Below are 25,215 nucleotides of genomic sequence, written 5' to 3' on the forward strand. Positions count from 1 at the left end.
CAACCATTTCTTTGAATTATAATATTGAATAAAGCAAAAAATGTCGTCAAAATATGACGACATTTTATAATGAGTATTAGTTTTGAAAAAATTCCCCTTTTATAAGCAGCCAGACACTAAAGACTGCGGACCAACCTGTCTGAGAATCGTAAGTAAATATTACGGTAAAAATATATCCCTACAACAGATACGAGCTCTTTCTGAGACTACCCGTGAAGGAAGCAGCCTTTTGGGGCTGAGTGATGCTGCAGAAAACCTGGGATTCCGATCGATGGGAGTTCAGGTTGACTTCAAAACCCTTGTAGAAGAAGTTCCACTTCCTTGTATTGCCCACTGGAACAAAAACCACTTTGTTGTAGTTTATAAAACAGATAAAAATAACAACGTATATATATCAGATCCAAGTTATGGCTTGATTTCTTACACACAGGAAGAATTCATTAAAGCCTGGATTGGAGAAAACGCTAATGAAAATACGGAAGAAGGAATTGTTCTTATTCTGGAAACCACACCAGCATTCTTTCAAACGGAATTTGATTCTGAAGAAAGTAAAGCCAGCTTTTCATTCCTTTCCAAGTATCTGTTAAAATATAAATCCCTTGTCATTCAATTGGCGGTAGGGCTTTTAGCAGGAAGTTTACTTTCACTGGTATTCCCTTTCCTTACGCAAAGTATTGTGGATGTCGGTATTCAGAATCAGGACATCAACTTTATCTACGTGGTACTTCTTGCCCAGATCATGCTGTTCCTTGGAAGAATGGGTATCGAAGTGATCAGAAGCTGGATCCTTCTTCACCTTTCAGCCAGAATAAATATTTCGATCATTTCCGATTTCTTCATTAAGCTGATGAAGCTCCCTATAAGCTTCTTCGATACTAGGATGACGGGTGATATCATGCAAAGAATTAACGATCATCACAGGATAGAACAACTTTTAACAAGTTCTTCACTGAACACTTTGTTCTCGCTTGTGAATCTTATTATTTTCAGCATTGTTTTATTACTGTATGATTACAGGCTTTTCATTGTTTATCTGATTGGTGCTGGATTATATATCGGATGGATTACCTTTTTCCTTAAAAAAAGAAAAGAACTTGATTATAAAAGATTTTCCCAGGTTTCTCAGGAGCAAAGCAAAGTCATTGAATTAATCAACGGTATGCAAGAAATCAAAATGCATAACGCTGAAAAGCAAAAACGTTGGGATTGGGAATTTCTTCAGGTAAAGTTATTTAAAATAAGGATAAAATCACTTTCATTAGAACAATGGCAGTCAGTAGGAGGAAATTTCATTAATCAGATTAAAGATATTCTGGTAAGCTTCCTTTCTGCAAAACTGGTATTAAGTGGAAACTTAACATTAGGGATGATGCTTTCTGTACAATACATCATTGGACAGCTGAACAGCCCGCTTTTGCAGCTCATCGATTTTATTAAGCAAACTCAGGATGCTAAAATATCCCTTGAAAGATTAGGAGAAATTCATGATAAAGAAGATGAAGAAAGTAAAGATGAGCAGTACGCCATGGATATTCCACATAGAGATATCGAAATTACAGATATGTCTTTCAGATATGTAGGATCAGATGTTCCTGTCTTTGAAAACCTGAATCTTACAATCCCTTATCAAAAAACTACTGCTATCGTGGGAGCAAGTGGAAGTGGAAAAACCACTTTACTTAAGCTTTTGATGAAATTTTATGATCCTGACAAAGGAGATATTAGAATCGGAAACACAAGCATGAAAAACATATCTCCACGTTTCTGGAGAGATCATTGTGGTGTAGTAATGCAGGAAGGTTATGTATTTAACGATACTATCGCCAATAATATCGCAGTGGGTGAAGATCACATTGATAAACGGAAACTAAGGCGAGCAGTAGAAATTGCCAATATTAAAGACTTTATAGAAGGCTTACCTCTCAGCTATAATACAAAGATCGGAAATGAAGGTGTTGGAGTAAGTGGCGGACAAAAGCAAAGACTCTTTATAGCAAGAGCAGTTTACAAATCACCTCAATACATCTTATTTGATGAAGCTACATCTGCATTGGACGCTAATAACGAAAAGGTTATTATGGAAAATCTAGAACAGTTCTTCCAGGGAAAAACAGCCGTAGTTATTGCTCACAGGCTTTCCACTGTAAAACATGCCGACAAAATTATTGTATTGGATAAAGGAAGGGTTGTAGAAGAAGGAAGCCACGCAGAATTAGTTGATTTAAGAGGCGAATACTACAGATTGGTTAGAAATCAACTAGAATTAGGAAATTAAAATAATATTCTTTTCAAATTTGGAAAGAAATTTTATCTCAGAAAAATGAAAGAAGACGTTTTAGACAATATCGAACTCCGCTCAGAAAGTGTACAGGATATTCTTACCCAGCCGCCTAATTGGATGATACGTTGGGGAAACACAGTTATATTTGTGATTATCCTGCTTATTTTCGTAATGAGTTATATTATAAAATACCCGGAATTTGTGCCGGCTCCCATTATTGTAACTTCTCAAAATCCTCCGGAGAAAATAGAGGCAAGAATAGGGACCAGAATAGAGAAAATATTTATTAAAGATCATCAGGAAGTTAAAAAGAATGATGTACTAATGGTCATGCAATCTGCAGCCAATTACAAGGATGTTCTGGAACTAAAAAAAATCGTTGATTCTATATCTCCGAATCAACTGTATTCTTTTCCTCTTGCCCAGTCATCCAGATTTAAGCTTGGAGAATTGCAGGGAGAATACAACAGTTTTGCAAAAGCTTTTCAAGATGAAGAACTTTTCAGAAGGTTACAACCTTACGTTCCCGAAAACCTCGCTTCTCAAAAGAGTATTTCTGAATATAAATTAAGAATGACAACTTTAAGACAGCAGAAAAGTCTGGAATCCGTAAAATATGATCTTACTAAAAAGAATTTTAACAGATCTCAGGAACTCTTTAATCAAGGAGTAATCTCTGCGGTAGAACTGGAAAATGAAAAGATTAAATATCTTCAGGCACAGCAAAACCTTGAGAATATTAATATATCCATATCTCAGGCTGAGGAAGGAATTTCAAATATTAACAAAACTCAAAGCGTTACAGCAATCAACTCGGAAAAAGAAAGAATTACTTACTCTGCACAGACTTTACAGTTATTTGAACAACTTAGAAAGTCATTAAAGCAATGGGAGCAAAATTACCTTGTTATTTCTTCCACGAATGGTGTAGCAAGCTTCCAGCAGTTTTTCGGGGAAAATCAGTTTGTAAAGCCGGGAGAGCCTATAGTTTCTATCCTACCAAAGAACAAAGATCGAATAGTAGGAAGAATGTCTGTTCCTACAGCCAATTCAGGGAAGATTATTCCAGGAGAAAAGGTCTTGATCAAACTTGATAACTTCCGTTTCCAGGAATATGGTATTATCGAAGGGAAAGTTCAGAATATATCTCTTATTCCGGACGACAAAGGAAATTACTATGTAGATGTAGTTTTGCCAAACGGTTTAAAGACAAGCTACAATAAAACCTTGAAGTTTGATAAAGAACTTAGAGGTAACGCTGAAATCGTCACAAAAGATCTCAGACTTATTGAAAGGTTCTTCTACCAAATCAGAGAATTATTAGGCTATCAGGCATAGTCATACAAAATAATCATAAACCGTTTCTTTTTGAAGCGGTTTTTTTATACTATTTCATCATTCAAATGATGAGAGAAAAGAGTCTTGTCTATTACATAGTGTCAAGTATAGAAACTTTCGCATCCTACAGCCCTTTTCCTCGCCATTTGCGCTGTTTTTTGTTCAATAGAATAAAATACCTTATCCAAATAGTTAAAACGATTAAAAACCTCTAATTAAGCCTTATTTGAAAATAATATTAAATACAGAATGTAAACGTCCTTTGAATGGAGATATTAAGAACATTAATTCTTTCCGAGAGAGTGGATTATTTACTTTAGGAAAAAAGAATCACCAAAAAGGAAGCTTGTCAGGAGAATTGACAGTATGAATACAAAAGATTGAACAACCTTATAAAAATCGAAAACCGCAATCATTAGTTAATGATTGCGGTTTATTGTAGCGAAGACGGGAATTGAACCCGTGACCTCAGGGTTATGAATCCTGCGCTCTAACCAACTGAGCTACCTCGCCGTTTTGGTGGTGCAAATATAGAAATTATATTTTAACTACCAAAATTATTTTAACTTAAAATATTCTAAAACATTCCCAACATGTTCTGGTTTGCTGATTATCTTATTGTTAGCATCTAAAATAAAATACGTCGGAGTTGCATGAACATTGTAGGTTTCTACATAATTACTGTTCCATCCTCTTAATTCCGAATCATTGATCCAAGGAAATGCAGCAATCTTTTTTGTATAAGAATTTTTATCTACGTCCAAAGACAGAGCAATCACCTGAATATCTTTTGTCTTTAAATCATTGTATTTTTCTAATAATTTAGGAAGTTCTGTTTCACAATGTGAACATGTAGAAGACCAGAATACAATTACCTTTTTGTCTGCCTTTACATCATAAATAGACTTAGCTGTAGTATTAGTTGCTGACTGAAACTTATAGTTAGGGAAAGCAGCCCCCATTTCCACATTAGCATTGGACTTCAATGTAGAAGCAAGCCTGTCATTAATGGTACATTTAAGATTCTTAGCTAAACCAAGATACTTGGTCTTAAACTCATCCATTTGATAGACATCAAAGATATCAATAAGCTCTGATAATACTGTCTGTCCTCTTGGTGTCTCTACCTTTAAACGATCTAAAAGTTTATCTACAGAAGCCCCCACATTAGTATTTCCTCCTGAGTTTAAATAAGCCACCAATACAGGTCTCAATAACGATGAGCTTTCAAGCATATCATTAGACTTATCTAAGAAGTTGATTACTTCCTCCTGATCTACTTTTTTTGCTCCATCAGGACTATTGGAAAGGAATTTACTGTAGTTTGTATTATAATATGAAATAAACGGATGTTGTGCAGCATCTATGGAAGATGATGATCCAGAAAGTCTCTCAATCTCTAGCTTCAATGCTTTACCAAATTCAGTATTATCTTTATAGTATTCTTTAATCTGTCCTAAAGCAGGTAAGATAAGCTCTTTCTTTTGTGAGCCATCTTGCTGCTTACTCATTAATTCGTTAGCCTCATCAAGATAAACGACATCTTTCACTTTATCCTTTTGAATATCCAGTTTGAAATTTACATTCTTGTTTTCAGATATAAAACTCACTGTATTATTGGATCCTGGGAAATAAACTTTCATCATTCCCATATAATGATTGGGATATTTGAAAGTCCATGTATTATTTTTACTTTGTTCTTTTGTAACAATAATATCTTTTGACCCGTTTAATGTATATAGAATTGCATCCTTATCTTTAAAATCTGCCGGTGTTTGAATAGTAACTGTAAACTGAGCCTGTAAAGCAAATGCAGCTAACATTGCAGATAATGTATAAATCTTTTTCATAGAGTAAAAATAAAAAAACTCTCTGATTAATCAGAGAGTTTCTTGTTATTTTAATAAAATTTTATGCTTTAACGTTTTTATACTTTTTTGTAAAGTATACGATGAATGCAAATGCCACAATAGAAAGTAAATATACATACATATCAATTGGTGACGATGGAGCTCCTCCGGTACCGTGTCCTCCGGTTCCTCCACCTCCTGGAACTGGCATATCATCTATATCTGCCCTTACCAATAATGTGGCAAAGAAAAATAACGCAAATATTAGTTTATTTATGGTTTTCATATTAATTTTTATTTTAAGATTTTGGTGTTCACTATTACTCCTTTATCCGAAACAACTTTTACGACATAAGTACTCTTCACTGAATCATTAAGTTCAATTACGAAGTCTTTGGATGTCTCAACAGCTTTCTTCGAGATAATAAGTTTACCACTCATATCATAAACTTCAATATCTGCTTTTTTCCAATCTGGATCAAATCTAACGATATAGTTACTGATTGCAGGATTATAAACAACTGTTGTTCTAGAAGTTATATTCGTTTCTCTAGTTGCAAGAGTTCCTCTATCAGGTGCTCCATAGTATAGATTATATGACTTAGAAGTTACAGGAACTACATCTCCCTGTTTTGCTTCTTGTACTGAACCATTGGATGCTTTAAAAAAGAATCCTGTTCCTGAAGACAATTGATGTGCTCCAGCAGCAATCATTTCTGCATTCTCTCTGATTTCAAATTTGTAAGAAACAATTTTCTTGTCTGGCTTACTGAAATCATAGTTCCATAGTAATACATCTCTTCCTAAGAAGTTATCTTCGTTAGCTTCATTAATATATAACCAATATTTTAAATTTTGTTGCGGATCATATCCACCAGTTGGCAATTCTTCAAATGTACCAATCAGGTTACTTGGAGTTGCAGCAGCCTGTACTGTAGTGGCAATAGACATCTGATGGCCTGTAGTGGCAGTAGGAGAAACTACATAATAGGTTCTTCCAATTTCATTACCATTAGCATCAAGACCAATAACTCCCAGCTGTTTAACTGTTCCGTTAGTTACTTTATTGCTAACTCTAGCTGCAGTTACACCATAATCTGTTCCATTTGCTCTTACAACATCCTTAAATCTTCTAAGAGTACTGAAATTAAGAGTCTGTGCTGAATTATCTCTCAACTTAATAATAAATGGTTGCATTGGTTTGATAATTAAACCCATATCTCCAACAGGAGTTCCATTTGAATTAAATGTCTGTATTAATGCACCAGTAGTATAAGTATATCCATTAGCTAAGGTTACCACTGAACCTGCTGAATATTCAATCCCCATAATGTTAGCTACATTATTTCCGTCTGTAATAGTACCACCTTCTATATAACCGATCTTAGAAAGATCCAAGTTGGTAAAGAATGGGTTACCAAACTGATAAATGTTTTTACCATAAGTAGCATTCCACGCACCATTCGGAAGATCAAACTGATCCTGAAGGTAAGAGTTATAAGCTTCTCCATGATTGTTTGCTCCGTTACCATTAGGTCCAAAAGACACATTTCCTCCATTCTGTAAGCTTACTGGAGCAAAAGTTGCATATGGTCTACCGTTTAAAGTATATACGGTATTAGCACCAAGAGGCGTATTAAGATTTAGGTTATTATTTCTAGAACCTAACATATAATATGCCGGACCGTTACTTGTAGTACTTGACAAGTCCGTTACATGATCAGATTTAGCCTGTGGGTTATTCCATTGTAGAATAAGATCATTATTTATGTAACCAGGATTTTGGATATTCCTTGTGGTACCAAATGCTTTTCCTAATTCTGTGGATAATGAACTGTATGCCTTTCCATAGAAAGGAAGGGCAATCTGTTGGAAGTAATTACCGTTACCGTGTTTATCAGTAAGGTATTCTTTACTTACGACACCTGTAATGTTGGATTGGGATAATCCATCGATGAACAACTGACCATACGTAGAAGAATTATAGTTTCCGGGGGTATTAAGCCTTAAAACAATATTTCCACCATCGGTTTTATCTGAACCTCCGGCGTCGATTGTTTTAAAAGCATCTGTACCAGATCCCACAACCATAATATTTCCATGTACGTCCAAAAGACCATTGCCTTTTGTTTGTACACCTCCACCGCTATAAACTAGGGTGCCTTCGCTCACATACATATTAGCATTAGTGTCAACATGACATAGTATCTGCGCCTGAACAGAATAACTAATTGCTAAAAGACCTATAGCAAATAAACTTTTTCTCATTGTATAAATTATTTGTGTGTTAATACAATCTTCACCCGCAAAGGTATTATTTTTTTCTTAAAAAAAAAACATTTTTATCTATTAATCAAAATATTATCTTCCGTTAATACAATCTCTTTCTCCTCTCCGATTGAGAACATATAGTCTTCTAAAACTTTTTCTGTAGTCCCTCTCAGACCCCTTGCTCCTAATCCTTTTTCAATAGTTTCCTCTACGATTTTTTCGATTGCACCGTCTGTGATTACCAAATCCGTGCCATCCATTTTGAATAACTCTACAAATTGGTTCACGATTGAATTTTTAGGTTCTTTCATGATTCTTACCAACGTTTCTTTTGTTAGTTTATCAAGATAGGTGATGATTGGAAATCTTCCTAAAAGTTCGGGAATTAATCCGAATGAACGAAGATCGATTGCATTAATATTTGTTAATACATATTCATCTTCATCTGTTTTATTGATTTTCTCAGAACTGAACCCAATTGCCTGTTTATTCATTCTTCTTTCGATAATCTCTTTGATTCCGTCAAAAGCTCCTCCGGCAATGAAAAGAATATTCTGAGTATTCACCTGAATGTATTTTTGGTCTGGATGTTTTCTTCCTCCTTGTGGCGGAACGTTTACAATACTCCCTTCCAATAGCTTTAATAATCCCTGTTGTACACCTTCTCCGGAAACATCTCGTGTAATACTTGGGTTATCTGATTTTCTGGCAATCTTATCGATCTCATCAATAAAGACAATTCCTTTTTCTGCTTTCTCTACATCGTAATCAGCCACCATCAATAGTCTTGAAAGAATACTTTCAACGTCTTCTCCTACGTATCCGGCTTCTGTTAAAATGGTTGCATCCACGATACAGAAAGGAACGTTAAGTTCTCTGGCGATGGTTTTTGCAAGAAGGGTTTTTCCCGTTCCTGTCTCTCCAATCATGATGATATTAGACTTTTCAAGCTCTACTTCTCTGTTTTCATCCTGAGCATGAAGCAATCTCTTATAATGATTATAGACAGCAATTGAAAGCTGTTTTTTCGCCTGATCCTGTCCGATGACGTACTGATCAAGAAATACCTTGATTTCTTTTGGTTTTTTAAGATCTTCCATATTGTCTGCAGATGAATATTCTGATTTGGAAGCACTGTCTTTAACGATAGTGTGTGCCTGTTCTATACAATTTTCACAAATAAAACCGTTCTGCCCTGAAATCAGCATCTGTACTTCATTTCTTTTTCTACCGCAGAAAGAACACTGGTTTGAATTCATATGATATAATATATGTGTATATGTTAAAGAAAATCGTAAAAAATTTCTTTTTTACGATTTTCTGCTTTTTTTAAGAATTTATAATTGAGGTTTGAATCTCTGTATATTCTTCGTTCGTTAATTTTAATCTTTCATTTCTGAAGTTCATATCCTCCATCTTATTTAAAGGAATCAGATGGATGTGGGCATGAGGGACTTCAAGTCCTACAACTGCTACTCCTACTCTTACACATGGAATTGCAGTTTTGATCTTCTTGGCTACCTCTTGGGCAAATCCCCAAAGGTTTTTGTATTCTTCACTTTCAAGATCAAAAATCAAATCCACTTCTTTTTTAGGAACTACCAGAGTATGTCCTTTCACCAAAGGCATTGCATCTAAGAAAGCTATAAAGTTTTCGTCTTCTGCAATTTTATATGAGGGAATTTCACCGTTGATGATTTTTGTGAATATAGTGCTCATTGTATTTAGAAGTTAGTCGTTAAATATTAGAAGTTTAGAAATAGAAAGATGGTATCAGACTATAGAGAGATGTCTAATACTTCAAAAGAAAGTTTGTTTCCGTTTGGTAAAGTAATCTCAGCTGTTTCACCTTTAGCTTTACCTAATAGTCCTTTAGCGATCGGAGTATTTACAGAAATCTTTCCTGTCTTAAGATCACTTTCGTTATCTGGTACCAATGTAAATACCTGCTCTTGCTTAGTCGCATTATTCTTAAGTTTCACCGTTGTAAGGATTGAAACTTTTGAAGTATCTAATTGGCTTTCGTCTATAATTTTAGAAGTTGAGATAACATCTTTCAGCTTGGAAATTCTCATTTCAAGCATCCCCTGAGCCTCTTTAGCCGCATCATATTCTGCATTTTCAGACAAATCTCCTTTGTCTCTTGCTTCTGCGATCTGCTGAGTAATTTTTGGTCTCTCTACAGTTTCCAACTGTTCCAGCTCAGCTTTCATTTTCTCTAGGCCCTCCTTTGTTACATAGCTTGCCATAATTTTCAAAATTTAGTTTTAGTATAAAAAAATAATCCGACATTTGCCGGACAATGTTTTCGTGTTGTAATCGTTTAATTTTTACAAATATATAAAAATTTAAATTGAAATGAAAAAAACTTTTTCGATATTATCTATTTTTATTTTATTGGTTTTCAGTACATTATCTACAAACTCATGCGGAAGCAGAGAAGATACTGTAAGCTGCTTTCCCAATGCCCCCATCAATGTAACCATTAACTTAAACACCATGCCTCTGTACAATTCTTTGAATTATGACAATGGCTGGGCTTACGTTGATGAGCAGCAATCCGGAACGCGAGGACTGATTATTGTACGTACGGGAAATGCATTTAAAGTGTATGACCGTAATGCACCTCACCTATGCCCCGATAACAATACTACTCTTGAAGTTAAAAACAATATCTCTATTATTTGTCCAAAGGATAATACAACCTGGATCTTAAGAACTGGGCAACCTGAAAGTGGCTCTAAAACTTCACTACCACCGAAAACATATCCTTACAATTATGATGAAGTAAGCAAAACTTTAAGTATTTACTATTAAAAATAAACAATGAAGATCGTTATACAGAGAGTCTCTGAAGCCAGTGTAAAAGTAGACGGAAACATCGTAGGTGAAATAGGAAAAGGATTGATGCTGCTGGTAGGCGTTGATGAAAATGATGAAAAAACAGATGCGGATTGGCTGGTACAAAAAGTTTTAAACCTTAGGATTTTTGGAGATGAAGATGACAAACTGAATCTTTCTGTTAAAGATATTTCAGGAGAAATATTATGCATCAGTCAGTTTACATTGATTGCTGATTATAAAAAAGGAAATCGCCCTTCTTTCATCAAAGCTGCAAAACCAGATAAAGCAGTTCCATTGTTTGATTATTTTAAAGAAGAAATTGCGAAATCCGGTTTAAAAACGGAAAGCGGAATTTTCGGCGCAGACATGAAGGTTTCGCTAATCAATGACGGACCTGTGACTATCGTTATGGATTCTATTACCAAAAACTGATCATAGAAATACATGACAAATAAAAAAATAGCCATCGCTTATCTCGTTATCTCACTGATTTTATTGTGTGGGATTCTCATGAGTATTAATAATTATAGCTTTTCCGGATATTATCCCGATAAAATAATCGGCTGGCTTTGGCTGTCGATGACAGTTTTTGTCATTATAAAGTTCTGGAAAAAGAAAATCACTAAGGTTTATTTTACACTGATCATTTCAGGAATTATTTTGAGTATTCTACCCATGATGATTCCGTTTTTCGGGTTGGTACATTATTTTTCAACCATTGGAAGTTATCAGCGAATTCAGCTTGATGATACCTATAGAATTGACAGAAATCGCCCGGGAGTATTATACAAACCACAAATAACCATTTACAGACAGGAAGGAATTCTTGAAAAACAAATTTTAAGAACACATTATGATAGTGTTGCTGAAAATGTTTTAGAACTTACTCCCGAAAGTCCAATAATAGGAAGTGACCAGCCTATTCAGAATGCAAGACTTGTAAATGTAACTAAAGACAGCATCGGTATTGAATACCAAATCATGAATAAAAAGAAGATTTATTATCATAAAACAAAAGAAAATTGGTTTGAGGAATAGTGTAAATTAGTTCTCATTTTATACCGCTTACAAAATACCTTTCAGTAATTCTGGAAGGTATTTTTTTATTTATGATTACAGAAGTCCCTTAAATAAAGCAAATTCAGCAGAAATAAAAAATAAACTCACAAAAACGTGATTTGTTTTTATTTTATTATTATTTTTGATCTAACACAAAATTATTCACAACCATTTAACAAAAACAATATGAAAACAAAATTTAGAATTCTTACACTTTTCGTGTTCTGTTTCTTCTTTTCTTTTGGACAATCACGCCCAGATCAAAACTCAATCATCTATGTGTGCTTTTCAAAAGGTATTACCTCAGAAAAAGCAGCTTTCAACAAAAATGCTGAGCTGGAAAAGTTCTCCAGAGAAAATGAAATTACATTTACTTATGATCTTGAATTCAGTGATGAAAAAATCAATGAAATGATGATCAGCAGTAGGATGAATGGCAACTCAGGAGAATCTGTTCAAAAACTGAAAAGAATATTTAAGGCAAATATTCCTTTACATAACCCAGATTCTTCTCAAAAGCTGATTCAAACTCTTGAAAGATTTCCTGAGGTAGAATATGTATCTGTGATGAGTGGAACGCCAGTTGAACCTCCTTTGGTTAATATGTTCGTTGCTACTCCTGATCTGGAAAGCGTTCAGACTTATCTTAATGACAATCCGGGCATCAATGCAAAATACGCATGGTCCAGAGGAATTACCGGGCAAAATATCAGAATCCGTGATGTGGAATATGGTTTTTATAAAACTCATGAAATGCTAACCAATCAAAACTCTATACAACTGGAACCAGGATATTCTCCCAATTCCGGGTTAGCTAATAACAATTATCGTGATCATGGGACTGCTGTTGTAAGTATTTTAGGCTCTATAAAAGATAATATCGGACTTACCGGTGCCGTTTATAATGCTTCAGAAATAAAAGGGTATATGGAATGGACTACCGTTGGCTACAACAGAGCTTCGGCAGTGAGCAGATCCATTAATGCTTCTACGGCTGGAGATGTTATTCTTTATGAAATGCAGACTGGTGGGAAGAACGGAGAATATTGTCCTGCGGAATATGACAGTGTGATCTGGGATCTTACAAAAGCGGCTACAGATTCAGGAATCATTATCGTTGCTGCGGCAGGAAATGGAAATCAGGACCTTGATGATCCTTTTTATGCTACTTACAGATCAAGAGGAAACAGCGGTGCTATCATTGTAGGAGCAGGAACTCCTAATACTACCCATTCAAAACAAAGTTTCAGTACTTACGGAAACAGAGTGGATGTGCAGGGATGGGGAAGCAGCGTTCTTGCCGCAGGATACGGATCGTATGCGAAATATGATAATGACAACAACAGAACTTACAATTATTTCAGCGGAACAAGCTCTGCAACACCTACAGTAGCCTCAGCTGCGGTATTGATCCAATCTTTTTACAAGCAGACAACAGGACAATACTTAAGTCCATCAGCTATGAGAAGCCTTTTGGTTTCTACAGGAATTCCTCAGGGTGGTACAGATACCAATAAGAAAATAGGACCTCTTCCGAATGTAAAGAATGCGATATTACAACTGGAAGGTAAATCCAAAGCTACAGTTACCGCTTTACCTCCGCTGGAAGTTAAAATTTATCCAAATCCATCCAGTAGTTTCATAGCGATTCAAAGTAAAGAAAATAAAAAACTGGACATTGAAGTCGTTAATATGCAAGGAAGATCGGTGATCAAAAGCACAGTTTCTTCGGATGAAAAAATTAATATTTCACAGCTTCCGACAGGACAATATATGATCAACATCAATGAAGGACCGAGAAGAGTTGTTGAGAAATTCACCAAACTATAATATATACAAAAACACCTTTCAGCAAGCTGAAAGGTGTTTTCTCTTCATAAACTATTATAAAATTATTTCGCAGGAACACTGCTGAAATTAAGGGCTACTTTAATGTTCATATCTGAACTTGTCTGGTTTTTCAGTTCATAAACGGTTCTTACCGTTAAACCAGAACTTTTTACAATTTCATCCAGAAATCCTGTATCATTCAGATCAAGATTGAGGCTTGAAGAATTGTTTGACATATTGGAACGTGACGCAATCAGCCTTTCTCCTGTTCCATTGGAAGAAACATATATTTTCACGGATTTAAAAGCGCTTAAATTTCCTCCTGAAGGACTTGCTACGGAAATCTTAGCTTCAGAAATTCTTACATCTTTAATCTTTGCATTGTTGTTACCTCCAAACCATGTCTGTACATTAGTTGCAGTTGCTGTAGAAGAAACTTCCTTATCACCAGGTACCCCTGTAGAAACTAAAACATTCGCTGTGTATGGGAACGTATTCTGAACCAATGACTGTACGGTTCCGCAACTTACAAGTGCGGCTGAGGCAACCATTGCTGTTAGAACTATATTTTTCATAATATTTAATTTAAATTTTGGATATAGTTTGCAGAAATTGTACCAAAATTGATTGATCTATTCTACACTTACTGTAAAATGCCCTTTGGTATTTCCAGAAGCCATATTACTTTTCCCAATAATAAGCCATACCTCTCCTTTTTCTTTTATATCATAAGTGATATCTCTCCCGAAAGGACCGTCATAATCTCCATTAGGAAGCTTTATCTGATTAAATCTGATATTAAAATCTTTCTCTTTTGTAGCAATCGTTGCTTTTATTTTAGACTGTTCAAAGTTTGTAAGTTTTAAAACCAGCTCCTGATCATCTTTTGTAAACTCCTCACCTAAAGTAAACGGAAGCTGAGAAGCATCTGCTGTTCTTACGATCTGACCTTCTTTTTCGTTTCTCATTACCCCTTTACGTAAAACTTCTTTGGTCGCGGGAGCATTGTTAATGATTGAGTCTCTTTTTTTCAATGCTATAGAATCTCTTTTATAAACTGAATCCGGCATTTCTGTTGCTGCGACAGAGTCTTTTCCTGGTGTTTCAGTGACTGCAGGATCTTTCTTACAGGAAATGATAATCAATGGAATTAACAATAAGCTTTTTTTCATAATAATTAAATTTAAGGATGTGAGCCAAGATGGAAGTTTTTTAGGTTTTCCTGTCTTTTTCTTTTATTCACTCCTGGTTAAAGTAGTTCTTTTTAAATGCTAAAATTGTTCCAATTCACCATTAATGGTCCGGTTTTCAATGTTCTATTTTGTTTTCTTTATTATTTAACAGTTTGATAATAAATGATTTTAGAAAGAAAATTTTTGGACTTTTCATTTTTGAGTCTGTTCATCAGATCATTTTTGAGTTTCTGATTATTCTTCTCTTTGGCATATTCCATAAGACATTTTTCACTGAAATTAATAGCCGTAAAATGATAATTAACAGCGAAATCTTTACGTTTCATATTTTGTGAAGTGATAAAACCGCCCCAATTAATATAACTGCAAATTAAAATTGTTGCATAAAAATACCAAACCATAGTATTAAACAGGAATGCATTTCTTTTTCTTTTCTGAATTTTAATAAATGTCAAAACAAGCCCAATCAAAGATAAAAGCAGGAAAGCAAAAACTCCGAGTCTTTTGTAGGTGAAGCCATAATTGATGATATATTCATAGTTTTTCACAGCGGCAGATATGATCAGTACAGCATTCAGAAAGATCCATATTTTGGCTAGTACTTTCAATAATTTTGCCTTAGGATCGAAATTGAACCCTGATTTAAAGTAAAACATAATCACCAAAATTGCCATAATGATAGACATGATCACGGCGTTTACTCTTTCATGGGTTTCTTCGGAAAGTTGAATGGATGTTTTTGATACTTCATAAAACTGTTCGTAATTGTAGGTAATAATGAAAAATACCAATAAGATATTCAGACAAAAGAAAGATACTATTCCGCTTATTCTCTCGGAATCGACATCAAGGAATGAGTAAGTAGACTTTGGTATTTGAGCATCTTTATTAAAATCATTATTCAAAACGTGATTTGTTTTGTAGATCAATTTTTCAACGGCATAATTCCAATAATTAAAGGCAATAAAAAATCCTAAAACGATAAGACAGAATAGCTGCCAAAGATTTATATCCAATTCATAATCTGTAAAAAGGGACGCAAAGTGATCACTTCCTGCTGCATAAATACCGAAGAAAACGGATAAAAGTACCAACGGAATCAATACAAATGCCATGATCTTCTGCCATAATCCGGAAACATTTCTTTGGGGCATCCATTTGTCAAAGTCAAAAAATCGACAAAAGGAGGTAAGGCAATTAACAACAAAAACAGGTATAAGGAAAAGGATCTTCATCTTTTTGTTTTTTGCTTTATAGGAAAGTAAAAGCAGTGAACTTACAACGGCAAGAAAAGACGGAAAATCACCATACCAGGCAAAGGCAATACTGGAGAGAATGCTTGTAGCTGTAAGAATGTAGAATGTTCTCGTTTTGTTTCTTTCTATAGTTTTAAAAAAGGTTAGAACAGCATACAGAATTCCTAGAATCCCGAAGTTTAATCCAAGATCCTGGTCGTAAAACAGAATAACAAATGAGAGGGTTGTGAGAAATATATAATGATGTGTTTTCATGATGTTTAGAAATTTTAAAGGTTAGACCAAGAGATAAAAGACTTATCATTTTTTTAGTATAAAACAACTGTGTCCTTCTGCTGGACAAAATTTTTCAGATGATCAAAATTCTGCCATAACAACTCTTCGAAATCCCAATGATGAAAAGTTCTCATGTTTTGTCCTTTCCTGTACGCCTTGATATAAATCTTCACATATTCAGGGAGAATAAATGTTCCTAAAACGATTACCGCAAGAAGATGGGCGTTGAGTTTTCCGTTTCCTAGCAAGAGATATTGCATGGCAATTTCGTCTTCGAAGTTGGTTCCACAACCGGTAATCAGGTGATGAACGTCATGATTTTCCATTTTGGGAATCATAGAAAACCCATGTTTATGGTAGAATTCGCCAAGCTTTCGTCCTAATGAGTCTTCCTGAAATTCCAACAGTTGTTTTTCATTGAACTGCCATTGTCTTTTTTTCTTTTTGAAATATTTTCTGTAGAGCTTTTGAGTTTTATCGTACACAAAAAGCAGAAACTGAACGCGTATTTTTTTCATTGTGTATTATTTTAATTAAGGTTAAGTCCTATTAAAGCATAAATTATGGCTATTGGAATATTAATCATCAGTATACCTATAGCTTTGAGACAAGCATCAGATCTTGACGGAATAACAACAGCCGATAAAAGAAGAATAAGTATGATCAGCAGATTTAGAGCTGAGCCAACAATTAGTAAGAGAAATCCTCCTATAGCAAAATCTTCCTCCTTGGTGATTAGGTATCCAAACAGACACATATTTCCCAGTAAAAAGCAAAGTCCAAAAACCGACTTTCCTATATTAATAATATCCTGATCTTTCATAATTTTACAATAGTTTCAAATTAAAAAAACAAAGAACTTTGAATTACAAAGTAAATTTTCAAAAAAATATAGGACTATCGCCCCAATAATTTTTCAAGTGCATCCAGATGATCAGTAAATGCCTGTCTCCCACTTTGTGTGACTCGGTAAGAGGTTTTGGGCTTTTTACCTACAAATTCTTTTTTCACTTCTATATATCCTACTTTCTCCAAAGCGTTACTGTGGCTGGCAAGATTTCCGTCTGTAATTTCCAGCAATCCTTTCATTTCAGAGAAATCAACCCAATCGTTCACCATAAGAACGGACATAATGCCCAATCTTACACGGCTTTCAAATTCTTTATTGAGTTGACTGATTTTGATCATAATAGGTAAAGGTTGCAGCTATTAAAATGCAGATTATGGCGAATAGCATCCTAAGGGACTGCAAATTTAGTTTTTATTTATATTTTTTATGCATAATAAGTCCATAAACTATATGCAAAACACCGAAGCCTACTGCCCAGAAGAATAATCCCCAACCTAAAAAGAAAAGAGAAAATAAGCCAAGAGTTACTTCACAATATCCAAGATATTTTACATCTGGTAAGGTGTATCTCTCAGCACTGATTAATCCTAATCCATAGAATACTAAAGTTGTAGGAGCAATCCAAACTATTAATTGATGATAAATAAGAGCAGCGCAGAAAATTCCTCCCGCCGCCAACGGAACTGCAAAGGTTGCTAAAAGACGTTTGGTAGTGGCATCCCAAATCTTTAATCCTTTCTTTTTACTTTTATTGGCTGTAAAAATATATCCACTTAAAACAGCCACCACTAGAACTACCAATCCAGTGATCACTAATTCCTGAACCAATGCCGGTGTAAAGCTAAGTCTGCCCCCGTTAATGTACTCTACTTTTTTACTTTCCATAGCAAAATAGGCATATCCGGCACCTAAAAGTGCTACTATACCAGCCACCACTCCGGAGAGTCCGCTCAAAGAAATAAATCTGGAAGACCGCTCCATCATGGAACGGATGTGGGATAAGTCTTCGTGATAATTTTTCGAATCCATAAAAAGAACTTTGAATTACAAAGTTATAAATTTTTATCAATCAACAAAATATTTTTTACTGAAATTTGAATTCATCAAACTGTTTCGACTTAATCATTCATAAAAAAGCCGCTGAATAGATCAACGGCTCAATATTTTAAATTGGCTGAAAGTTATTTTGCTCTCAGTCTTTCTTTAATTGCTTCGATATTCTTTTTGGCTGAATCTTCTAAAATAAGGCTTGCACTCATATGAATTCTTGCCGGCATCAACTCATTGAAATGATCTGTACCTTCCCATGATACTTTTTTGATCAACGCTAATGCTTCTTTGCTTCTTGATGCTAAAGTCTGTAAAAATTTCTCCAGTTTTTCATCCATTTCGTGAATATTTTCTGATACAGAGTGATAAACGTTGTGCTGCTCTGCCCATTCTGCAGATCTGAAGTCTGCATCGATAGCCATTGCAGAGAATTGTGATTTTCCGATTTTTCTTTCCACATAAGGTCCGATTACGAAAGGTCCGATCCCTAAATTGATCTCAGTAAGTGCCAATGCTGAATCTTTTGTTGCAAAACAGTAATCTGCTCCGCATGCAATTCCTACTCCACCGCCTGTTGTTTTTCCTTGAACTCTTACCACTACGATTTTGCCACAATTTCTCATGGCATTCAGAACTTTTGCAAAACCTCCGAAAAATTTTGTAGAAGCTTCAAGTTCTTCAATAGCTAAAAGTTCATCAAAGCTTGCTCCTGCACAGAATGCTTTTTCACCTTCACTTTTTACCAGGATTGCTTTTACCTCATCTTTTGCTCCTTCATCTAAAATAGTCTGAGCCAGTTTTTCTAAAATAGCACCTGGAAGGGAATTGCTTTTTGGGGTTCCAAAGGTGATTTCAGCAATATTATTTTTAATTTCTGATACTACGAATTCGTTCATTTTTATTTTTATTGGATTCTTACAAAAATACTAATTACAGTGGTTTTGAGGAAACTTAGGAAGCATAATTTTCAGTATAAAAGCCGGAAAATCAGGATAGGAAATTATGATTGAATAAGGAATTACTGATTATTGGCTAAAAAGTATAAAAATATCCCTTTACGTAGAAATACGGAGTGCTCAATTTGGTATTTTCTACTCTAGTACTGCCTTGGGAATAGTTGTTCCTTTGGGTAAGAAAATAAACCATTAAAGGCGGAATCTGAAAAGCCCAGGAACAGAGTAGGAAATTAAAGCTTAAAAAAACTATTATTATGGACGAGTACATTGGAATTATCAAATTATTTGCAGGAAATTTTGCACCAAGAGGCTGGATGTTCTGTGACGGAAGCTTATTAAGAATTTCACAAAACAGTGCTTTGTTTTCAATTTTGGGAACAACGTACGGAGGAAATGGTATTGATACTTTCGCTCTTCCAAATCTTAAAGGAAAAATGGCTTTAGGTGCAGGAAATGTAAATGCAAACGAATATTATCCTTTGGGAGTGACGGCTGGAACAACTCAGAATACACTTTTAGCTGCTAACTTACCAAGTATTGCTGGTGGTTTTCAGCTTAGAATCAAAAATCAGAATGCGAATAGTGTAACTCCTACTGCCACTTCTTCTTTTGCTATTACAGGAATTCCTAACGGAAGGGATTTCAGCCCAGTTCCCAATTTTATAGATGCAGATCCTGATACTACTCTCAATATGAAATCAATAATGTATACAGGGCAAAATCTTCCGGTAAACAATATGCCTCCATATCTTGGATTGAATTATATTATCTGTGTTGAAGGTACTTACCCTTCTCGTAGCTAAAAATATTAAAACTAATAACAGAATTTCACTATCAGAAAACGTTTTTTTATTAATGTCTGATAGGGTTGGTAGAGGTAAAGACGCAATTCTCTTCTTTTGCAAAACAGTTTTTAAAATGTAAAATTTCTGTGTCTTTACTTTTGCCTTCAATTACTAATTTTTTAAAACCTAATTTTTTAAAACAGAAATCATGAAAAGCACTACTTTTTTTATTATCTGTAGCATGCTCATTTCAATTTTTTCATTTGGGCAGACAAGTACAGAATTATTTGAAACTGAATCTTCCGAATCTACAAGTTTTACGGACAACGGTGTAATATTCAACATTATTTCCCATGTGTCTAATTTTGATATTATCAACAGAGCCGCTACTGGCTGGAACGGACCTAGTACCTCAATTGACAATAGATATATTGATAACACCGGAAGTGTAGGTCCTGAATTTGCCTCTTTCAGTATAAGAACTACATCAAATCTCTTTAAAGTCAATAGATTTTGGGTATATGTTTCGAACCAATACTCCAATCAAAATGTAACAGGGTCCCTTACTATAACAGGAAAACTTAGCGGAGTAACAAAATTTTCAAGAACCAAATCCTCAAATTTTAATACATCAATAAGTACCACCAATGGGTATACTCTTATTGATCTGACTAACCTGGATGGGCAAAACTATTCAAATATTATTATTGATCAGCTCCAGCTAACTCTTGGTGGTAATTTTTACTATATAGCGCTGGATTCATTCACTTGGGTGAAGGACAGTAATATTGTATTAGGAACATCAGAGTCCAAATTGTCATCAAAAAGTTTGAATGTATATCCGAATCCTACAAAAGGACCTCTTTCTATAAAGGCAGAAAAAAATTCTGAGGCGAAAATTTATAGTGCTGAAGGTAAAACCCTAAAAACAGTTCAGCTTCAAAAAGGTTCTAATGATACCAATATCTCAGATCTACCAAAAGGAGTCTATTTTATAAGAACCGCCAACGAATCCACTAAAGTCATTAAAGACTAATAACACAAGACATCCATATAAGTGCTTGTTCCCATAAAGATTCTAATTCAAGAATGACAAAACCCCTTAAATATTAAGGGGTTTGTTTTTTTATCTGGTCCATTTATGAAGATGTTCTATTCTTCCGTTTCTTTTTAATAAAGCTTCAAATCTTAGTTTTAAAAGAATTTTTCGTCCTTCAATACTTCTTGTGAAAACGAGTTCAGATTTCCCGATGATCTTATTCCAGCTTTTGTTAAAGAAGTCTGCGCTTTTTTTATTTTTTGAAAATATTTCCGGTATTGGATAGTACAGATCTTTTTTCATAAAGAAAAAGCTTTTCTTCTGCTTCAGTAAGTATTTCGGATTATCTACCTGAGAAACCAATTCCTGTAATGTCTGTATGAATTGTGTATTTTCATATTGGCTTCCTCCTTTAAGGTAACAGAATGCTCCTTCATTAGTATTGGCAGCGCTTACAATGGTGAGTTTTTCAAAAGGAGTTCTGATAACTCTTTCATAGATCAGTCCGTTCAATACAACCTCAGCAAGAGCGCCAAGCTGTTTTCCGACATCTTTATATTTCATATATTGTCTTGCTGATCTGTATAATTTTCTTCCGTATACAATAAAACCGGCTCCTCCAAAAAGGGAAATGATTATCGAAAAGCTTTTCATAGAATCGATTTCCTGTATATTTCTGAGTATTCCGAACAAAAGATTCTGCCAGAACAATAAAACGGAAGATGCCATTACTTTGACCATATTTCCGGACATTTTACTAACGTAATCCATTTTCATTTCCTCCATGGCTGTCATATTCATGGTAGGAACCTGTATTTCTTCTACTAAAATATTTCCCTGATCAAGAGCGTTTGTCCATCGTCCTGTAAGTTCTGCCCTATTTGCAGCAAGATGAAAAAACGTCTTATTAACTTCTGGAATTTCTTCTTTATGGGCAATGACGTTAATATTGAGTCTTTCAAAGTTGTTCTCAATGGTAGGATTCTCTTTATTGGAAATTCCGACAAAGGTTTTAAATCTGCGTTTCATAATTCCCAGATCCTGCCCACCATTTTCATCCTTAGCATCAAAGCATACAAGATGCCATATATTTCCAGTTTTATTAGGGATATCTTTATCTGTTCTTATCACTCTACCTCTCATTTGATTGGAAAGAACGAAAGAACTCACAAAGCTTGCTAAAATCAGTGTATTCATCTTCGGAGCGTCCCAGCCTTCACCCAATAATGATTTTGTTCCAATTAAAACCTGAATGCCTCCGCTTTGGAAAACTTCTGTAATAATGTGTACAATGGCATGCTTTATTTGATCTGTAAGACTAATGATAAGATATTCGGGATCATAGCTCAATGGTATAACTGATATTCCTGATAATGACTTTCGGGTACACAGCTCATCAAACATATCTTTCGAGCTTGCCGGAATGATTACGAGACTTCCTGTAAGAACTCCTATTTTTTTATGTTGAAAATTCTCTCTTCTTAATTTTTCAAAGATTGGAACGGCTCCTATTTTATCAAGATTAATTGTATTTTGGGTTCCGTTATTTAGATATTCCTTTTTAATAAAATCAGTAAGAATTACCATTCTGAGGTTTTCCTTCAACACTGAAAATTCATGATCAGCAATGTCTTTTATTCCCTGAAGTTTCCCGATACTTGAATTAAGAATCTGATTTAAATTTTTACTATTAAAAAAGCTCAATGTTTTCTTTTCTAAAAAGCCATTCCTTTTTAATCTGTTTCCAAGGTCTGTACGGTGTTCTTCAAAATCTTTGAAATGAACTTCATCGATCAGTAGATAAAAGTCAAGCAGCTCTTCCAGCCAAATAAAATCAAATTCAGGAACATATTTTTGCTGATCACCGATAATTTCAAAATGAACCTCAGCAATTTCTTTTCCCCTAAAATTAAGATAAACCAACCCTGAGGTGTAGGAGGAAATATTTTCATAGATCCATTCCAAATGTTCCCGTGGGTTATTATAAACGGGATGTTGTTCTATGGCTTTCAAAAGGGTTTCATCATTTTTGATCTCTTCAAAAAAGCCGAGCGCCTGTGTGTGATAATATTCTATTTTTTTCTGTTCTTCCTCTGAAGGCAGTGTAAAATGTACAAGATCCTGATGTGGACAAAGATCGCCTTCTAGCATCAGTTCAGGAACGGATATCTCTACATCAATAGGACCGTTCAGCTTGATGTACTTCTGCCATTCACTCCCTGAAACATCAAAAGGAGGTGTAGCGGTGAGAGAAACTACGGTAGGCTCAATTTTTTCCTTCAGTTCCATGAGGCTTCTCCACCACGCATTTTTCAGATGGTGGGCTTCATCCAGAATAAGGGTTCCTACTTTTTGTTTTTGTAGTTTCTTTATAATTTCAGAAAAGGGAACTTTTGAAGATTTCCCTACTGCATTACTCTCTTCTTCTTCCTCTGCTGTTTCAGAAGCAGAATGAATTCCCTGATAAGTAGTAACAGTGATTATTCCCGGGTTTTTAATGTCTGATGATATCCAGTCGGGAATAGTTTCTGTATTGAGAAAAAGCTCACAGAATCTTTGAATCCATTGGTTTTTGATTGCCAGTGTTGGGGCTACAATAAGAGCAGGTTTACCAAGCCTTAGCATTATTTCCAGTCCAAGTACTGTTTTTCCTGATCCCGGAGGTGCAGAAACATGCAGATGATTATCTGAAAGATAGGTATCAAGATTATCAAGAAATTTTTTCTGATAAGTACGCCAACTGTATTTGAAGATTGTGTCTTTTGGGAAAACATTCATGATCACAATTTAATAAAAAACTGCCATTGAATCATGAAAAATAGGATGGTTATTGATTTTCTCCTTTCAATGCCAGAATGTATTTGTCTATATAAAGCTGCTTTTCTTTGGATTTGTATTGCTGGATATATCTGGGGTGTTCCAGAACGGTCATTTTTTCAAATAGATTGGCTTCCTTATTAAGTTTTGCAATAAAGTCTGCATTCTTTTTCCCGAGGATAAAAACTTCTGAACTGTCAAGGTTTAAGCTGAGGTGCTGCTTTAATGATTCAATCATAAAGTTTTTTACAGCTTCGAAAAGTTCTTTATCGTCATAGTAATTGGCATTCAGCCACCCATTCTTTGTTTTTCTGACAATGGCTAAAGGAAATGGTGAATTGATATAAACGTCTTTATAAAACAGTTCTGCCCCACCATAGTCTGCAATCATATCATACATGAATACGGAAGATACTTCGTGGGTATGGGCGGATTTCATTTTGATACCACAAACCGTTTCCAGTCTTTTGGTATCGGTGAACGGAACTCCCGTAACTCCTGCTCCATGACGGCTGGGATTGATTCCAATGATGAATTTTCTTTTGTTGGAATCATTATAATATTTATGATAAAACTTTTGCATAACGATCATTGTTTCCGGATTATCCAGATATGGATTCAAAATATCAAAACCTTCAGGAAGAGCTCCGGTATAAGTTAGATTTTCATTGAATGTAATGACCTGATCTGCAAAAGTTTTATTCATTGGATTTATTTTAGAAAAACGAAATTATCCTGTGAACCTGATTCTTCGTCGTCATCCTCTTCTTCATCGAACTCTGAAAATTCTAATTCAATATCAATGAAGTGAATATATAATCCACAAATTTTGTCCTGTTCATCATAAGCAAAATAAACCGGATATACTCCATCTCCTATTCCACTGGCAAATATTGGAATCTGATAATCTGTACCGGGAACTTTCCAATTGATCCAATCTCCCAGCTCTCTTTGGTTTTCCGGATTCTCTTTGTAGCTTTTTGCAAATAGTTCTGCAAAGTAATCATCGTAGATATTCTCTACCTCCAACTCATCAATAAACTTATCCACATGAGGAACAACTTCCGGATCGGTAATACAAGCTAAACCGGCATCCACATTAAATCCGAAAAAAGCATCTTCATCAGTTTCGTCGATATTTTCAATGCCAATTAAAGCTTCTCTGTAAATAACAGGTTTTTCTTTGGTAAATTCTACTTTTACAGCGGCATAACGATCTCCCCAATCTTCAAATTTTGCCACAGCAATCGTGACCGGAAAATTACCTTTGGGAACTTCAACAAAGAAAGGTTGTTCTTTTTGATTCAGATATACCAAAGGGTCTCTTACAATTACCTTTCCTGATGGCAAAGAAACATTTCCTATTTCCATTGTTTCCATCTTCTGCTCCATGATTTCCTCTGAGGTAAAATAGCTTTCAATATCTATCGGAGATATCAGTTTGTCTTTTATCTCTTCCCATTTTTGCATCCAGCTTTCGTTCATTGTTTTTATTTTATGATTGAGGTTTAAAAATACTA

General features: G+C 34.9%; 25 protein-coding genes and 1 tRNA gene. 8 read left to right on the forward strand and 18 right to left on the reverse strand.

The annotated features are described in order from the left end of the window. Positions 1-82 precede the first annotated feature (82 nt). A complete protein-coding gene (locus BW983_RS20520; protein ID WP_076553668.1) occupies positions 83-2,275 on the forward strand; it encodes a peptidase domain-containing ABC transporter in 2,193 nt (730 codons plus the stop codon). 45 nt (positions 2,276-2,320) lie between these two features. Next, complete coding sequence (locus BW983_RS20525) at positions 2,321-3,619, forward strand: HlyD family secretion protein (protein ID WP_076553669.1); 1,299 nt, start codon at positions 2,321-2,323, stop codon at positions 3,617-3,619. A 439-nt stretch (positions 3,620-4,058) separates the two neighbouring features. Here the strand turns inward: BW983_RS20525 and BW983_RS20530 are convergent. The 7 genes from BW983_RS20530 to greA all read right to left on the reverse strand — a co-directional run bounded on the left by BW983_RS20530 (position 4,059) and on the right by greA (position 9,989). Further along, positions 4,059-4,132, reverse strand: a tRNA-Met gene (locus BW983_RS20530). A gap of 44 nt (positions 4,133-4,176) precedes the next feature. Then, positions 4,177-5,469: a TlpA family protein disulfide reductase gene (locus BW983_RS20535; RefSeq protein ID WP_076553670.1), complete on the reverse strand. Its 1,293-nt coding sequence runs from the start codon at positions 5,467-5,469 to the stop codon at positions 4,177-4,179. Positions 5,470-5,530: 61 nt separating this feature from the next. Then, positions 5,531-5,755, reverse strand: a complete 225-nt coding sequence (locus tag BW983_RS20540; RefSeq protein WP_076553671.1) for a signal peptidase — start codon at positions 5,753-5,755, stop codon at positions 5,531-5,533. An 8-nt stretch (positions 5,756-5,763) separates the two neighbouring features. Then, positions 5,764-7,737 carry a T9SS type A sorting domain-containing protein gene (locus tag BW983_RS20545; RefSeq protein ID WP_084184621.1) on the reverse strand — a complete coding sequence of 658 codons (1,974 nt, stop codon included), beginning with the start codon at positions 7,735-7,737 and terminating at the stop codon, positions 5,764-5,766. Positions 7,738-7,811: 74 nt separating this feature from the next. Further along, positions 7,812-8,999: an ATP-dependent Clp protease ATP-binding subunit ClpX gene (gene clpX / locus BW983_RS20550; RefSeq protein WP_076553672.1), complete on the reverse strand. Its 1,188-nt coding sequence runs from the start codon at positions 8,997-8,999 to the stop codon at positions 7,812-7,814. Between the two features lie 70 nt (positions 9,000-9,069). Continuing rightward, complete coding sequence (locus BW983_RS20555) at positions 9,070-9,459, reverse strand: HIT family protein (RefSeq protein ID WP_076553673.1); 390 nt, start codon at positions 9,457-9,459, stop codon at positions 9,070-9,072. 59 nt (positions 9,460-9,518) lie between these two features. Then, positions 9,519-9,989 (reverse strand): transcription elongation factor GreA, encoded by a 471-nt coding sequence (gene greA, locus BW983_RS20560; protein WP_076553674.1) that lies wholly within the window; start codon positions 9,987-9,989, stop codon positions 9,519-9,521. Positions 9,990-10,098: 109 nt separating this feature from the next. Between greA and BW983_RS20565 the strand changes: the two genes are divergently transcribed. From BW983_RS20565 to BW983_RS20580, 4 genes are all read left to right on the forward strand, one after another. After that, positions 10,099-10,557 (forward strand): hypothetical protein, encoded by a 459-nt coding sequence (locus BW983_RS20565; protein ID WP_076553675.1) that lies wholly within the window; start codon positions 10,099-10,101, stop codon positions 10,555-10,557. A gap of 9 nt (positions 10,558-10,566) precedes the next feature. Further along, positions 10,567-11,016, forward strand: a complete 450-nt coding sequence (dtd, locus tag BW983_RS20570; RefSeq protein ID WP_076553676.1) for a D-aminoacyl-tRNA deacylase — start codon at positions 10,567-10,569, stop codon at positions 11,014-11,016. A gap of 12 nt (positions 11,017-11,028) precedes the next feature. Beyond that, positions 11,029-11,622 (forward strand): hypothetical protein, encoded by a 594-nt coding sequence (locus BW983_RS20575; protein ID WP_139329331.1) that lies wholly within the window; start codon positions 11,029-11,031, stop codon positions 11,620-11,622. Positions 11,623-11,829: 207 nt separating this feature from the next. After that, positions 11,830-13,473 carry a S8/S53 family peptidase gene (locus BW983_RS20580; protein WP_076553678.1) on the forward strand — a complete coding sequence of 548 codons (1,644 nt, stop codon included), beginning with the start codon at positions 11,830-11,832 and terminating at the stop codon, positions 13,471-13,473. 62 nt (positions 13,474-13,535) lie between these two features. Here the strand turns inward: BW983_RS20580 and BW983_RS20585 are convergent, their stop codons facing one another. The 8 genes from BW983_RS20585 to BW983_RS20620 form a co-directional block, all read right to left on the reverse strand. Then, positions 13,536-14,048 carry a hypothetical protein gene (locus BW983_RS20585; RefSeq protein WP_076553679.1) on the reverse strand — a complete coding sequence of 171 codons (513 nt, stop codon included), beginning with the start codon at positions 14,046-14,048 and terminating at the stop codon, positions 13,536-13,538. Positions 14,049-14,105: 57 nt separating this feature from the next. Continuing rightward, positions 14,106-14,645 (reverse strand): hypothetical protein, encoded by a 540-nt coding sequence (locus BW983_RS20590; protein WP_076553680.1) that lies wholly within the window; start codon positions 14,643-14,645, stop codon positions 14,106-14,108. Between the two features lie 161 nt (positions 14,646-14,806). Continuing rightward, positions 14,807-16,177, reverse strand: a complete 1,371-nt coding sequence (locus tag BW983_RS20595; protein WP_076553681.1) for a DUF4153 domain-containing protein — start codon at positions 16,175-16,177, stop codon at positions 14,807-14,809. 53 nt (positions 16,178-16,230) lie between these two features. Then, the gene (locus BW983_RS20600; RefSeq protein WP_076553682.1) at positions 16,231-16,716 is read right to left on the reverse strand and encodes a Coq4 family protein; all 486 of its coding nucleotides are present in this window, start codon (positions 16,714-16,716) and stop codon (positions 16,231-16,233) included. Between the two features lie 11 nt (positions 16,717-16,727). Next, positions 16,728-17,021, reverse strand: a complete 294-nt coding sequence (locus tag BW983_RS20605; RefSeq protein WP_076553683.1) for a hypothetical protein — start codon at positions 17,019-17,021, stop codon at positions 16,728-16,730. 74 nt (positions 17,022-17,095) lie between these two features. Continuing rightward, positions 17,096-17,386, reverse strand: coding sequence for a winged helix-turn-helix domain-containing protein (locus BW983_RS20610; protein WP_045492574.1), 291 nt, complete (start codon positions 17,384-17,386; stop codon positions 17,096-17,098). Between the two features lie 73 nt (positions 17,387-17,459). After that, positions 17,460-18,077 carry a hypothetical protein gene (locus BW983_RS20615; protein WP_076553684.1) on the reverse strand — a complete coding sequence of 206 codons (618 nt, stop codon included), beginning with the start codon at positions 18,075-18,077 and terminating at the stop codon, positions 17,460-17,462. Between the two features lie 152 nt (positions 18,078-18,229). Next, on the reverse strand, positions 18,230-18,994 hold the full coding sequence (locus tag BW983_RS20620; protein WP_076553685.1) for an enoyl-CoA hydratase/isomerase family protein: 765 nt from the start codon (positions 18,992-18,994) through the stop codon (positions 18,230-18,232). A 314-nt stretch (positions 18,995-19,308) separates the two neighbouring features. Between BW983_RS20620 and BW983_RS20625 the strand changes: the two genes are divergently transcribed. Continuing rightward, the gene (locus BW983_RS20625) at positions 19,309-19,857 is read left to right on the forward strand and encodes a phage tail protein (RefSeq protein ID WP_084184623.1); all 549 of its coding nucleotides are present in this window, start codon (positions 19,309-19,311) and stop codon (positions 19,855-19,857) included. A gap of 190 nt (positions 19,858-20,047) precedes the next feature. Further along, positions 20,048-20,875 carry a T9SS type A sorting domain-containing protein gene (locus BW983_RS20630; RefSeq protein ID WP_076553687.1) on the forward strand — a complete coding sequence of 276 codons (828 nt, stop codon included), beginning with the start codon at positions 20,048-20,050 and terminating at the stop codon, positions 20,873-20,875. 90 nt (positions 20,876-20,965) lie between these two features. Here BW983_RS20630 and BW983_RS20635 read toward each other — a convergent pair whose 3' ends face one another. From BW983_RS20635 to BW983_RS20645, 3 genes are read right to left on the reverse strand one after another with little or no spacing between them, the layout of a single operon-like run. Then, positions 20,966-23,656, reverse strand: a complete 2,691-nt coding sequence (locus BW983_RS20635; protein ID WP_076553688.1) for a DEAD/DEAH box helicase family protein — start codon at positions 23,654-23,656, stop codon at positions 20,966-20,968. A 49-nt stretch (positions 23,657-23,705) separates the two neighbouring features. Then, the gene (locus tag BW983_RS20640) at positions 23,706-24,401 is read right to left on the reverse strand and encodes an SMUG2 DNA glycosylase family protein (protein ID WP_076553689.1); all 696 of its coding nucleotides are present in this window, start codon (positions 24,399-24,401) and stop codon (positions 23,706-23,708) included. 5 nt (positions 24,402-24,406) lie between these two features. Beyond that, the gene (locus BW983_RS20645; RefSeq protein WP_076553690.1) at positions 24,407-25,180 is read right to left on the reverse strand and encodes a DUF4241 domain-containing protein; all 774 of its coding nucleotides are present in this window, start codon (positions 25,178-25,180) and stop codon (positions 24,407-24,409) included. Positions 25,181-25,215: the final 35 nt, after the last annotated feature.

The organism is Chryseobacterium ureilyticum, from assembly GCF_900156735.1.
In the GTDB taxonomy this organism is placed as follows: domain Bacteria; phylum Bacteroidota; class Bacteroidia; order Flavobacteriales; family Weeksellaceae; genus Chryseobacterium; species Chryseobacterium ureilyticum.